General features: G+C 69.4%; 11 protein-coding genes and 1 tRNA gene. 6 read left to right on the top strand and 6 right to left on the bottom strand.

Translation table 11 applies throughout. From position 1 onward, the window contains the following. The first annotated feature begins 117 nt into the window (after positions 1 to 117). Positions 118 to 202: transfer RNA gene (locus HNR01_RS21670), tRNA-Leu, on the top strand. Between the two features lie 23 nt (positions 203 to 225). Here the strand turns inward: HNR01_RS21670 and HNR01_RS21675 are convergent. Continuing rightward, positions 226 to 1,137, bottom strand: coding sequence for an AraC family transcriptional regulator (locus HNR01_RS21675; RefSeq protein ID WP_183669746.1), 912 nt, complete (start codon positions 1,135 to 1,137; stop codon positions 226 to 228). 149 nt (positions 1,138 to 1,286) lie between these two features. Between HNR01_RS21675 and HNR01_RS21680 the strand changes: the two genes are divergently transcribed. Continuing rightward, positions 1,287 to 2,312, top strand: coding sequence for an aldo/keto reductase (locus HNR01_RS21680; RefSeq protein ID WP_183669748.1), 1,026 nt, complete (start codon positions 1,287 to 1,289; stop codon positions 2,310 to 2,312). Here HNR01_RS21680 and HNR01_RS21685 read toward each other — a convergent pair whose 3' ends face one another. The 4 genes from HNR01_RS21685 to HNR01_RS21700 form a co-directional block, all read right to left on the bottom strand. Then, positions 2,313 to 3,005 (bottom strand): glutamine amidotransferase-related protein, encoded by a 693-nt coding sequence (locus HNR01_RS21685; protein WP_183669750.1) that lies wholly within the window; start codon positions 3,003 to 3,005, stop codon positions 2,313 to 2,315. It abuts the gene before it with no gap. Between the two features lie 188 nt (positions 3,006 to 3,193). Beyond that, entirely contained in the window at positions 3,194 to 5,227 is a 2,034-nt protein-coding gene (locus HNR01_RS21690) for a hypothetical protein (protein WP_183669752.1), read from the bottom strand. Positions 5,228 to 5,444: 217 nt separating this feature from the next. Next, a complete protein-coding gene (gene eat / locus HNR01_RS21695; RefSeq protein ID WP_183669754.1) occupies positions 5,445 to 6,809 on the bottom strand; it encodes an ethanolamine permease in 1,365 nt (454 codons plus the stop codon). Positions 6,810 to 7,055: 246 nt separating this feature from the next. Then, positions 7,056 to 8,216, bottom strand: coding sequence for a ceramide glucosyltransferase (locus HNR01_RS21700; protein WP_183669756.1), 1,161 nt, complete (start codon positions 8,214 to 8,216; stop codon positions 7,056 to 7,058). Between the two features lie 125 nt (positions 8,217 to 8,341). On the opposite strand from HNR01_RS21700, the gene HNR01_RS21705 reads away from it, so the two are divergent. From HNR01_RS21705 to HNR01_RS21720, 4 genes are all read left to right on the top strand, one after another. Next, entirely contained in the window at positions 8,342 to 9,238 is an 897-nt protein-coding gene (locus tag HNR01_RS21705; protein WP_183669758.1) for a histone deacetylase family protein, read from the top strand. Positions 9,239 to 9,337: 99 nt separating this feature from the next. Next, entirely contained in the window at positions 9,338 to 9,766 is a 429-nt protein-coding gene (locus HNR01_RS21710; protein ID WP_183669760.1) for a DUF1810 domain-containing protein, read from the top strand. 243 nt (positions 9,767 to 10,009) lie between these two features. Then, positions 10,010 to 11,080, top strand: a complete 1,071-nt coding sequence (locus tag HNR01_RS21715; RefSeq protein WP_183669762.1) for an ATP-grasp domain-containing protein — start codon at positions 10,010 to 10,012, stop codon at positions 11,078 to 11,080. Between the two features lie 159 nt (positions 11,081 to 11,239). Next, positions 11,240 to 12,661: a GNAT family N-acetyltransferase gene (locus HNR01_RS21720; protein ID WP_183669764.1), complete on the top strand. Its 1,422-nt coding sequence runs from the start codon at positions 11,240 to 11,242 to the stop codon at positions 12,659 to 12,661. Between the two features lie 24 nt (positions 12,662 to 12,685). On the opposite strand, the gene tsaA is transcribed toward HNR01_RS21720, so the two are convergent. Next, a complete protein-coding gene (gene tsaA, locus HNR01_RS21725) occupies positions 12,686 to 13,192 on the bottom strand; it encodes a tRNA (N6-threonylcarbamoyladenosine(37)-N6)-methyltransferase TrmO (protein WP_183669766.1) in 507 nt (168 codons plus the stop codon). Between the last annotated feature and the right edge of the window lie 45 nt (positions 13,193 to 13,237).

Here is a 13,237-nt window from a genome sequence, read left to right on the forward strand (position 1 = left end):
GGGCGCCGGGCGCGTGCGCGGCCCCCGGTCATCTGCGAACCGTTCGCAGCCGGCTCGGCTCGGGAAAAAATTCGCTCTGGCCCGTCGCCCCGGCTTGTGCCAAGAGGCGGGAGCGTCGCGGGTATGGCGGAATTGGTAGACGCGGGCGACTCAAAATCGCCAGCCGAAAGGCGTGGGGGTTCGATTCCCTCTACCCGCACCAGGCATCCCCCATTTCGAGATCGATCACGGCAGCGTCGGCTCGGCGGTGAGGCGCGCGCGGATCGCGGCGCCGTCCCGCCCGGGCGGCGCGCCGAACAGGCGGCGATAGTCGCGGCTGAACTGCGACGGGCTCTCGTAGCCGATGGCGTAGCCCACGCCCGCCACGTCTCCGGCGGCGAGCAACAGGCGCCGTGCCTCGTGGAGCCGGACCTGCTTCTGGAACTGAACCGGCGTCATCGTCGTCACGGCCTTGAAATGGCGATGGAAGCTCGCGGGGCTCATATGCGCGAGCGCCGCCAGATCGGCCACGCGCAGGGGTTCGGCGTAGTGTCCGCGGATCCAGGCCGTCGCCCGGCCGATCCGCGCAGCGTGGCTCTCGGGCAGGCCCAGCTGCCGCAGGGCGGGGCCGAGAGGTCCGCCGAGCAGCCGCCAGACGATTTCGCGCCCGATCAGCGGCGCCAGCACCGGAAGATCGCGGGGGTGATCGAGCAGGGCCAGGAGGCGCGCGAGAGGATCGCACAAGGCGGGGTCGAGCGCGACGGTGCGCAGGGGCGCGAAGGGCAGGGCGGGCGCCGGCCCCTCGGTGAGGGTGTCCGCCCGGGTGCTGAGCAGGTCGGCCAGGGCATCGAGATCGATCGCGAGACTGAGCGCGAGATAGGGCCGGGCCGCGCTCGCCTCGGTGATCCGGGCGGTCACGGCGAGATCGAGGGAGGCGAACAGCGCTTGGCCGGCCGTGTAGCGGTAGGCGGAGTCGCCCAGCAGCGTCGCCTTGGCGCCCTGCGCCACGACGCAGAAGGAGGGACGGTAGACGGCGCGGATCGGGCCGCTCGGCATCTCGGCGCGGTTGAGGAGCAGCCCGTCGGCCGGTGTCTCCCGGCCGAAGCGATGCCATTGCCGTTCGATCAGCGCCGCGAGGCCGGGGAGGTCCGTCGTCATGGCTCAGGATCCTAGCTTACGCGACGCGCCCGCGCAGGGGCGAAACGTCCTTTTTGAGAGGATCAGGCAAGAGTTTGAGAGGATCGGCCGCGCACGCAGCGCCGTGAAGGCCGTAACAGGAGCCGTCCCTTCAGATGGAGACTCCCTCCATGCGCATGCGCCCCCTCGGCCAGAGCGGCCTGTTCGTGTCCGAACTCTGCCTCGGAACCATGACCTTCGGCGGAAGCGAAGGATTCTGGGGCCAGATCGGCCGGCTCGGCCAGGACGAGGCCGATGGTCTCGTGAAGACCGCGCTCGATGCCGGCATCAATTTCATCGACACCGCCAATGTCTACGCGGGCGGGATGAGCGAGCGCATCCTCGGCCAGGCGCTCAAGAATCTCGGAGTGCCCCGCGACGAGGTGGTGATCGCCACCAAGGTGTTGGGACCGATGGGCGAGGGGCCCAACGCCCGCGGCGCCTCGCGCGGGCACATCCTCAGCCAGTGCAAGGCGAGCCTCGCCCGGCTCGGCCTCGACCATATCGACCTCTACCAGATCCACGGCTTCGATCCGGCGACGCCGATCAGCGAGACGCTGGAGGCCCTCGACACCCTCGTGCGCCACGGCCATGTCCGCTATCTCGGCCTCTCGAACTGGGCGGCGTGGCAGGTGATAAAGGCGGTGGGTATCGCCGAGATGCGGCGGCTTGCCCCCATCGTCTCGCTGCAGGCCTACTACACCTTGGTCGGCCGCGATCTCGAGCGCGAGATCGCACCGATGCTGGCCGCGGAGGGGATCGGACTGATGGTCTGGAGCCCGCTCGCCGGTGGCTATCTCTCGGGCAAGTACGACGGAAAGTCTCCCGGCGAGGCCGCGGCGGACGGGCGGCGCGACACCTTCGATTTCCCGCCGGTCGACCGTGTCCGAGGTGCCGGCACGCTCGATGCGATGCGGGGGATCGCGGGCGCGGAGGGGTGCAGCGTCGCTCAGGTGGCGCTGGCGTGGCTCCTGAACCGGGATGTGGTCACCAGCGTCATCGTCGGAGCCAAGCGCGTCGGGCAGCTTCAGGACAATATCGGCGCGACGCGGGTGCAACTCGACGCCGACGACCTCGCGCGGCTCGATGCGGCGACGCGATTGCCGCCGGAATATCCCGGTTGGATGCTTGAGCGGCAGGGCGCCTACCGGACCTGACTATTCTTGGAGGAAGCGCCGGATCCAGCCGCCGACGCGGTCGCTGTCGTGCGGCGCTTCCAGTGAGGCCAGAGCCGCCGGCACCAGGGCCGGGTCGGCGGTGCCGGCTCGATGGCCGTCGGTGAGCGCGCGGGCATAGTCCGGCGCGAATTCAGGATGGCATTGGAAGGAGAGGGCGGGGCGGTCGCTCCAGTTCAGAACGCCGTAGGGCGTGAAGGAGCTGCCCGCGAGGACGCGTGCGCCGGGCGGCAGGGCAACGACTTGGTCTTGATGGCTCACGGGAACCGCGATCGGCTGCGCATCGTCCATGAAGGTCGCACGCTCGACGACGTCGTAACGGTGCAGTCCGAGGCCCCAGCCGCGCTCGGACCGCTCGACCCGCCCGCCGAGGGCCTGGGCCAGGGCCTGATGCCCGAAGCAGAGGCCGATCAGTTTCTTCGATGGATCGAGGTCGCGCAGGAAGCCGAGCAGATCCTCGACCCAGGGGATCGGATCGTAGACCGAGGCCGGCGAACCGGTGATGGCGAAGGCATCGAAGGAGTCCGGCGCCTCCGGCCAGTGGCCTGCCGTCACGTCGAAGCGGGCGAAGCGGTGACCGTCGCCGATCAGCGCCTCCACCATCGCTCCGTAGGAGGGAAAGCGTCCGCCGAGCCGCTCGGGCGGGTGGCCGGTCTCAAGGATGGCGATGTTCATGGGCCATCTCTACCGCAAGGATGGGGCCGCGAAGAAGCGCGCCCGTCAGCGCGCCTCGGCGAGGCAGGCGCGCTGTGCCCGGGCCACCTCTACGCGCGCGTTGTGCTCATCCGCCTCTCATCGGCCCTCTCGCCTCCAATCCGATCGGTTCAGCCCATCGGCGGACGCAGCGGCCGGTGTGAGAGACGTCATCGACAGAAGCCGTGCTGGGCGAGGCAGGACAGCATCATTTCCTGCGGAGCCGGCAACTCGATCGTCTTGGACTCGATCCTGGCGAGAGCCCAATCGGACTTGCTGCCGCCCACGGGCTCCATCAGCCAGCGGATGGTGCCGGACTCGGCGTGCCGGGGCTCCTCCGGCAGGCGGATCTCCATGTATTGCTTGGACCACCACAGCATCCCGGAAGTCGGGAAGGTCACGGACACCCTCTGCTGCGCACCGCCGCAGACCAGCTTGCGCACCGGAACACCGGTCTGCGCGCTCGCCGACGCGCGGATCGTGCCCGCCGAGAGGCCGTCGCCGGCGCCCGAGGCCGCGAGCACCTGCTTGCAGCGCGCCTCCTCGCGGCGGGCGGAGAAGGCTTGGTTGCCCTCCCGGCAGGCCTGCACGAGGGGCCGCAGCGCCTCGTCGGAGGTCGGCAGGTCGCGCCCGCATTGCAGGATCGGTGCGTCCGGCGTCTCCGCCAGAGCGTCGGCCGAGGCGAAGGCCCGCTCGACCTCGCCCTTGGCCGTGCGGGCGGCTTCTGCCCGGGCGGTGGCGACCTTGCCGTTGAACTCCGCCGAGAGCGCGGCCGGGGGATAGACCCCGCCGAAATCGCCCGTCTCCATCTGGAACCAGTGATGGGTGCGCAGGCCCTCGAAGGTTTTCGGGGCGGCCTCGATCCGCTCAAGCTGCGTCTGGAAGGATCGGCGGATCGCGCCCTCGACATAGGCGTCGGCCGCGTTCGTGCAGGTCTTGTAGAGCCGGGCCAGCGCATCGTTGCCCCATTGCCGGCCGACCCACGGCTCGCAGCGGGCGCGTGCCTGTCCGGGGGGAAGGCTCGTCGAACTCTCCCCGGCGAACGAGGCCCGGATCTCCCGGGCCGCAGCCTCCTCCATCGCGGCGCGGCGCGGCTCGAGCGAGGCGCCGATGAAGCGCTCGTAGGCGGCCCGGGTGACGTCGTTGCGCCTCAGTTCCTCCTGGCTCAGGCTCAGCCCGCTCGACTCGCGGAAGCTCGCCAGCGACAGGGGTAGAGCGAGCAGGCGGTCGCGCTGCTCCCGAAGCCAGGTCGCCATCTTCCGGCGCCGCTCGATCTCCGGATAGGATTGGGTCAAGAGCTGGACGACGGTGCGGCCGTCCCGGCAGGCCTGCGCCTTGCGGATCAGATCCTCGGCGAAGGCGCGGTCCCAGTACTCGGCGGGCAGGCCGACCGCGAGTTCGAGCCGGTCGGTGTCGATGTAGCTGAAGCCGGCGAGCCGTTCGCACAGGCCGTCCGCGGGCAGGGCTTCCAAGGAGCGGTCGCCGGTGGCGAGTCGGTCCGCGACGGTGCGGAGGAAGCCGAGGGCGGCCTCGCGGGCGGCGCCGTCCCTGTCCAGCGAGGCATGGGGCGTCACCTCGACGCTGGTCGCCGCTCGCATCGCCGCCACGATCCGCTTGCGGTCGGTCGGCGTCTCGATCCGACCCTCCGCGAGCCGTTTTTGTTCCGCTTCGTAGAAGCGCTTCCAGAAGGCCGGGGCGGATTCGGCGTAGCGCTGACGGTCGCTCTGCTGATCGAGTTCGGGCAATAGCGCGATCGGCGGCAGGCGCTGCTGCTCGGCGGCGACCTTCCGCGCCGTTTCGACCGTCGGATCGGCGGTGCCGAGGAGCGTGAACAACTCGTCCATGCGCGCCTTGGCGCTCGTCGTGCGTTCGAGCGTGAACGGCTCGCACTCGCTCTGGGGGCGACCCTGATAGGTCAGCCATCGGCCCTGAAGCCGCCCGCCGTCCGACGCGATCCGCGCCGCGACCCAGGGGCGGCCGCGCGGGTCCGACAGGATCACCTCGTCACCCGCCGACGAAGCGATCAGCTCCAGCGTCTCGAAGGATGTTCCGTCGATCCTTCGATAGAAGACCCTGAAGCGCGCCGCGCTCGGCTCAAAGGCCCAGTCGTCGAGCGAGCGGTTGCCGTTGCAGATGTGCGTGCCGCGATAGAAGGTCGCTTCGTCCGCTATCGCCGGCGCTGCGATGACGCTCGCAAACAGCAATGCGGCAAAGGCCCCTGTGTGAACTTGCATTGATGGCCCGGGAGATCTCGTCCGAATTCCGGCCGTCGGATATCGTCTCTGGCCGGATGATCTCTAGGCTAAACTGGTTTTGTGTCGCCTGTGCAAATGGTGCTGCGCCGGACGACAAACGTCGCGGCGCCTTTGAAACCACTTTTCACGCGTGCGCCGGAGCTGTCCGGCACCGTCGCGCACCGGGTCAGGCGGCGGGAGCCGGTGACGGAACCGCGGGTTTCGCGACGAGCCGCACCGCGAGCACGGCCGCGCCCATGGTCGCGGCGAAGATCGAGAAGATCAGCGGATTGTAGACCACGAGCGCCACGAGGCAGACCAGCGCCATGACCAGAGCGAAGGCCGGCGCGTAGGGATAGAGCGGCGCCCGGTAGGGACGGGCGAGATTGGGTTCGCGCCGCCGGAGCCGGAACAGGGCCGCCATGCTCATCACGTACATGGTGAGCGCGCCGAACACCGCCATCGTCACGATGCTGGCTGTGAGCGACTGGCCGGCGACGCTGATCAGGTTGTCGCTGTAGATCGCGGCGATGCCGACGATCCCGCCCGCCACCGTGGCGATATGGGGTGTCTGGAAGCGCGGATGCACCCGCGCGAACACGCCCGGCAGGAAGCCGGCGCGGGCGAGCGCGAAGATCTGGCGGGCATAGCCCATGATGATGCCGTGGAAGGAGGCGACGAGGCCGAACAGGCCGAGCCAGACCAGCATGTGCAGCCAGCCGCTCGACTCGCCCACCACCCGCTTCATGGCCTGGGGCAGCGGATCGTTGAGATCGGACAGGCTCTTCCAGTCCCCGGCCGCACCGGCGAACAGCATCACTCCGAAGGCGAGCACGGTGAGCGTCAGAACGCCCGTGATGTAGGCGATCGGAATGGTGCGCTTGGGATCTTTGGCTTCTTCCGCAGCCATGGCGACGCCCTCGATGGCCAGGAAGAACCAGATCGCGAAAGGGATCGCCGCGAAGATCCCGCCGATGGCCGCCGGACCGAACGCGTCCTGTCCCGCCCAGCCACCGGCGGTGAAGCTCGCGAGGCTGAAGGCCGGGGCCACGACGCCCATGAAGACCAGCAGTTCGCCGACCGCGAGCACGGTGACGAAGAGCTCGAAGGTGGCGGCGATGCGCACCCCGACGATGTTGAGCGCCATGAACAGCAGGTAGGCGCCGAGCGCCGCGTGCTTCGGGTCGAGACCCGGGAACTGGACGTTGAGATAGGCGCCGATGGCAAGCGAGATCGCGGGCGGGGCGAACACGAACTCGATCAGCGTGGCGTAGCCGGCAACCGCCGCGCCGGTGGGACCGAAGGCGCGCAGGGAATAGGCGAACGGTCCCCCGGCCTGCGGGATCGCGGTGGTGAGTTCGGTGAAGCTGAAGATGAAGGCCACGTACATCGCGGCCACGCACAGCGTCGTGACGAGGAAGCCGAGGGTGCCGGCCTGAGCCCAGCCGTAGCTCCATCCGAAATACTCGCCGGAGATCACCAGCCCGACGGCGATTCCCCAGAGATGGAAGGCGTTGAGGCTCTTGTCGAGCGTGGTCGCAGGCTTCGGCATCGTCGTCTCCGCATTCCGGACCCGAGCTGCCGCCCCCGATGCGGCATCCGCGCGGGAAAAGGGCAGGACAAGGGTCCGCGGGCCGATGCCAAGCAAGAGCGTTGCCGTTTCCATTCCGCCCCTCAGGGCCGAACGTCGTCGCCGATACCGAAGCGGCGGCCGGGGCAGCCCCTCAGGCGAGGTGTCTTTGCGGGCCGCAGACCAGGGAAGGAGCCGGACCCTGCCGTCGCGAGAAGGCGGATCCGCTCAGGCCGCGCTCGGGCCGGTCTCCAGCGGAGCCGCGTCGCGGGTGCGGATGTCCATGGCATTGCCGCGCCAGACGATGGCGGTGCGGGCCCAGGCGCTCGCCCAGATCGCCGGCAGAAGGGTGTCGCGGACGAGGAAGGCTGCGAGCATCCGCGGCGAGCGGTGCCAGCCGGCGCGGACGGCCAGCGCCATCTCCGCTCCGTACCACAGCGTCCCGGCGGCGATGAGCCAGAGCGCGGCCTCGGCGGTCCCCGCCGCAAGTCCCGTCAGCACCAGCGGCAGCAGGGCACCGATGCCGATCTCGGGCGCGAAGAACAGCGGGAAGGTCACCCGCCGCAGCCGCGCCCAGCGCACCTGCCGCGACCAGACCTCCGCCAGGTCACGGTGCCCGAGCGGCTGCCGGAAAGGGGCGGCGACGAGGTGGACCCGCTTGCCTGCGGCGCGCACAAGCTTCGTCGCGGCGGCATCCTCGGCGATCTCGGCGTTCAGCGCGCGGATGCCGCCCTGCGCTTCGAGGAACGGCTTGTTCCAGAGCATGCTCTTGCCCTGAGCGAAGCCGAGGCCGAGCGCCTCGCCGGCATATTGCCAGCGGGCCTGCAGGGTATTGAGGAAGGCGCACTCCACCTCGGCGAAGAAATTGGCCGGCCGCGAGCCGATCGGCGTCGAGCAGACGAGGCCGCTGTCGGCGCGCCACGCCGCCTGCATCTGCTGGATGTAGTCGGGCGGCATCAGCACGTTGGAATCGGCCAGGATCACCCAGTCGTGCCGGGCGGCGTCCCAGCCGCGCACGCAGTTGTTGAGCTTCGGGTTGCCGCCGATGCGTTCGTCGCCGAGGATCAGGCGTGAGGGAATCCGTGGATGGGCCGCCCGCATCCGCTCCAGAAGCGGCAGGATCGGGTCGCCCGCATCCGCCACGCAGAAGATCAACTCGTAGGCCGGATAGTCGAGCCGGAAGCTCGCCAGCAGGGTCTCCTCGCTGAACGCTTCCAGGCCGCGCAGGGGCCGCACCACCGAGACCGGGGCGCCCGGGGGGAAGGCCGACGGCTTTCCCTTGCGCCCGATGCGCAGGCCCGCCACCGCGAGGCTGGCGAGGTTGACCGCAACGAGGGCCGCGCAGAGCGCGAGGGCGGCGGAGGCGCCGCTCTCCGGCAGGGCGATCATGCGCGGCGTCTCCCGTCGATCGTGTGTCTGACGTGTCTGGGCGCGACGGCGCGTCCCATCACGCCCCTAGCAGCGCCGCCTTATCAGGCGTGTGACACTTCAAACGCCGTCCCGGGCCGTCCCCTTTGATCCCGATCGTGTTCCATCCGGCCTACGAGGCCGAGTTGCCGGCGGGCCACCGCTTCCCCATGCGCAAATACAGCCGGCTCGCCGAGATCCTGCGCGCGCGCGGCCTCGCGCCCGACGGGTTCGTCACGCCGGAACCCGCCGATGCCGCCCTGCTGTCGGGCGCGCACGATCCGGGCTACGTCGAGGCCGTGCTGAGCCTTCGGGTGCCGCGCGCGATCGAGCGGGCGATCGGCCTGCCGGTCACGGAGGCGGTCGCCGCCCGCTCCCGCGCCTCGGCCGGGGGGACGCTGCGCGCCGCGCGCCTCGCCCTGAGCCACGGCCTCGCCGGCAGCACGGCCGGCGGCAGCCACCACGCGCGGCGGGCCGGCGGAGCGGGCTTCTGCGTGTTCAACGACGTGGCGATCGCCGCCCTCGCCCTGAGGCGCGAGGGGGCGATCACGAGGGCGCTCGTCATCGACCTCGACGTGCATCAGGGCGACGGCACCGCCGACTGCCTCGCCCGCGAGCCGGACCTGTTCACGCTCTCGATCCACTGCGAGCGCAACTATCCGCACGACAAGGTGCCGGGCGACCTCGATATCGGCCTGCCCGACGGGCTGGGGGATGTGGCGTATCTCGCGATGCTGGAGGCGCGCCTGCCCGGCCTCGTCCAGAACTTCGCCCCGGACCTGATCTTCTACAATGCCGGCGTCGATCCGCACCGCGACGACCGGCTCGGCCGCCTCTGCCTGACCGATGACGGTCTTCGTGCCCGCGACCGGTACGTCGTCGGCCTCGCGCGGGCGCGGAACGTTCCGCTCTGCGCCGTGATCGGCGGCGGATACGGCGGCGACGTCGACGCCCTGGCTGCGCGCCACGCCCTCGTCTTCGAGGCGATGGCGGCGTCCGTCTGAGGAACGCGGCCGCTCTCGGCCGGTTTGTCCTGCCTCACGAGGCGATCGCACGGCGACGGACGGCCGATCGCCCGCGTTCCGTGGCGTGAGGTGCAGACGATGAGCGACGTGTTCGACCTGAACCGTTTCGTGGAGGCCCAGGACGGCGTCCACGAGAACGCGCTTGCCGAATTGCGGAACGGGCGCAAGCGGACCCACTGGATGTGGTTCGTCTTCCCCCAGATCGCCGGGCTCGGCGCCAGCGCCATGGCCCGGCGCTATGCGATCGGTTCGCTGGCCGAGGCGCGGGCCTATCTGGCCCACCCCTTGCTTGGCGAAAGGCTGCTGGTCTGCACGCAGGCTGCGAACGCCTGGGAGGACCGCTCGGCCCACGCCCTGTTCGGTGCGCCCGACGACATCAAGTTCCGTTCCTCCATGACCCTGTTCGCGCGGGCCGACCCGGATGCGCCGGACTTCGCCCGCGCGCTCGCAACGTTCTTCGGCGGACAGGCCGACCCGCTGACCCTGGAGAGGCTGTCGGAGCGCTGATCGAGGCCCGGCGGCCGATCCGCCCCGCTCTCGCGGGGACCGGGAAGCGGCAATTGGGATTTAATCCAATTTATTACCCATGCGCATCAGTATAGAACCGATGCAAAATCCTTCTTCGCTAACGAAGATTTGTTGACGCTATGTTTCACATAATTATAGATGGTTTGAAACCGACGATCATAAAACACAATCATGAGTCCGTTCTCTGCCTGCACAGAGATTGGTCGGACATGAGGCTTTGCAATGAAGCGCGCGCTTGTTCTGGCCAGTGGCCCGCGCATCCAGTATCGAGTTTTGCGATGCGCAAGCGAATGCTTTGATGAAGTCTATATCCTGGGTGAGGATGATGCGTATCTTTTGAAACGATCCCGGTTCTGCGAACGATTCATTGCGTTCGCTGGTGACTTCTCCAATCTGCAGCAGGCCGACTTGGCCGAAATACGCCGTCTCTGTGCCGTCCACGACATCGACATGGTGCTGCCGAGTTGCAGCCGCACGACGCGCCTCCTGACCATCCACGGTGCGCAGATCGGGGCGCCGTTCTATCCGGTGCCGGCGCAGGATACGTTCGACGCGCTCGACGACAAGTGGCGTTTCGCCGGCGTCTGCAAAGATCTCGATCTGCCTGTTCCGGTGACGCGTCGGTTCGAGACCATGGCGGATCTGCACCGCGACCCTGAACTCGAACGCGTCGGCTTCCCCCTGATCCTGAAGCCGGCGGCGATGTCGGGCGGCTACGGCGTGCGGAGGATCGACTCGGCCGACGCACTGCCGGAACATCTCAACTACTCGCCCATCATCTGCCAGGAATACATTCCAGGCGAGGAGCTGAGCAGCTTCTACCTGTGCGATGCCGGGCGCATCGTGGCGTCGTTTTCCTACCGCCGGACCCTCACCAAACTGGAGGAGATCCGGGTTCCGCTCATCGACGAGCACGCCCGCAGACTGATCGAGCACTTCGGCTATCGCGGCGTGATCGGGTTCGACATCCGGCGGCAGCCGGACGGCCGGATCGCCTTCATCGAGTGCAACCCGCGCTTCTGGTACCACATGGAGGTGGCGATGCTGGCGGGCCTGAACTTCGTCACCCTCGGCTGCCGCCTGCGCGATGCGGAGGGAGGTCTGGCGGATCCCGAGACGCTCAAGATCCGCTCACCGCGCCGCCTGTGCGGAAATCTGCTCACGCCCTGGCGGCTGAACCGGGCCGAGCGCGCCTATCTCCGCTACATCATCCGCGATCCGGCCATCTCCGGCTGGGCCGCACTCCAGAGCGCGATCGGCCGCTACCGCCTCGCCGGCGGGCAGTTGCTGTGACGGCGCCAGGCGGGTCACCCCCCGCCCCACCGCAACTTGTGGTCTGCTCTTCCGGATGTACCCCGCAAGAACGCGTGCTTCGAGCGCGGCTTTGTCGTCGTTCTCGGACGGGACAGAGATGACGTCGCCGCGGCGGCGAGGCGAGGGAAGGGGCCGTCCATGGATTCGAGCGGCGACTTCAAGCGGGGGCATTCGGCCGAGAGCGCCTCCGTCCCGGTCACGGACGATGCGACTTCACTTCGATCACCGGCCCTCGCCGAAATCACTGCCGAGGTCGCCGCAGCGCCGCGGTTCCGCTCGCTCGCCGCGGATTGGCGCCGCTTGGTTCAGCACTGCGCCGAGCCGAACGTGTTCATGGATCCCGCCGTCGCCGGTGCGATGTTCACGGTGACCGAGACACCGTTGTTCGTTCTTCTCGCCTGGGCCCGTCACCCCGGGGGAGGGGCCGACCTGATCGGCGTGTGGCTCCTCGTGACCGCCCGTCCCTCGTCGGGCCTGCCGATCCGGACGCTGGAAGCCCCCTGCAACGCGCTGACGTTCCTCGGCTCGCCCGTGCTCGATCGCGACCGCGCGGTCGAGGCCCTGTCGGCGATGCTGGAGGCCGTCGCGCGCCATCCCGCCCTGCCGACGCTGATCTGCGCCAACCAGATTCCGACCGACGGGACGGTCTACCCCGCACTCGTCGCTGCGGTCGAACGACAGGGGGGGCGCCTCGTCGCCATCGAGCACCGGCAACGCGCCCAGCTCAACGCGCCGAGGCCGGGGCAGACCGCATCATCCCAGATCCTCTCATCGAAGCGGCGCGCCGAACTGCGGCGGCACCGCAAGCGGATCGCGGAGCGCGGCGACCTGCGTCACGTCAGCTATCGCAAGCCGGAGGAGATCAGCGCGGCGTTCCAGGAATTCCTCGACCTGGAGGCCGCCGGCTGGAAGGGCCGGGCGAGCCGGCGCGGGCGGGCGATCCGCAACGCACCGCCGCTCCGAGCCTTCGCCGAGACGATGATCGTCGGGTTGGCGCGGGACGCCTGCGCCGGCATCGAGGCCCTGCGCCTGGACGGCCGGGCGATCGCGATGAACATCTGGCTGCGATCCGGCCGCACGGCCTTCGGCTGGAAGATGGCCTACGACGAGGGTTACGCGAAATGGGGGCCCGGCTCCCTGCTGATGGATGCGATGCCCGAGACGGTGTTCGCGAACGGGGACATCGATACCATCGATTCCTGCAACCGGGACACCTCGGCGGCGCTGGCGCAGATTTGGCCGGAGCGCCGCGAGATCGCGGATTTTCTGATCGACGTCTCCCCCGGCGGCTCCCTGCGCGGCCGGCTGACGGCGCTTGTCGAACGCGTCTTCCGGCACGGGCGCGGCGTGGCCCGGCGGACCTACAAGGCCCACGTCAAACCGGTCTACCTGCGCGTGCTGGCTCGGCTGACGAAGACCGGCGCCGCGGCTGCGCGACAGGAAGGGGGCGAGCAATCGCCCCCCGGCCCTGAGCCAACGTCCTCCGATCCGGTCGAAGGCCGCGCCGAGCGGGTCTCGCCCGTCGCTCGAGCGCCGCGCGGGCGAGCCGATGCGCCATGAGCTCCGATCGGTCGGAGTGCGGGATCAGGAGGCCGTCCGCGTCTCGGTCGCGGCGCGGTCGACCCGTGCCTCCGGTCGGCTGTCGGTCGAGGCGTAGTAGGGCTTGATGTCGAGGAGCGGCGTTCCGTCGATGCAGTCGAGCCCGCGCACGCTCACGCTGCCGTCGGCCACAGTGAGCCGCTCGACCACGGCGAGGGCGATCGGGTTCGGCCGCGCCGGCGAACGCAGCGAGAAGGTGCCGCGGCTGCCCGTCGCATGGCGCGGCTGCTGCCGCACGAGGTCGCGCGCCGCCCGGTCCATCCAGTAGAGCACGATCAGGTGGGTTGCGCCCTCCAGGTTCTGCAGGGCCGGCCGATAGGGTGCATCGACTTCGAGCGTGCAGACCGCGTCCGTCTGGGTGCCGTTCTTCGGACACTCGGTGCGAGTCTTCCAGGGCGTGCGAACCCGGCCGATGAAGTAGAGGCCGGCATCGTAGTCGGCAGGCAGCGGGATCGCCTCCTCGCCGGGGCGCCGCTCGACATCCTCGTTCATCCGCCCTCGCGCTCCTGTTCGCCGACGATGCCTTGTCGCCCCGGT

The sequence above is a fragment of the Methylorubrum rhodesianum genome, assembly GCF_014199985.1.
Taxonomy (GTDB): domain Bacteria; phylum Pseudomonadota; class Alphaproteobacteria; order Rhizobiales; family Beijerinckiaceae; genus Methylobacterium; species Methylobacterium rhodesianum.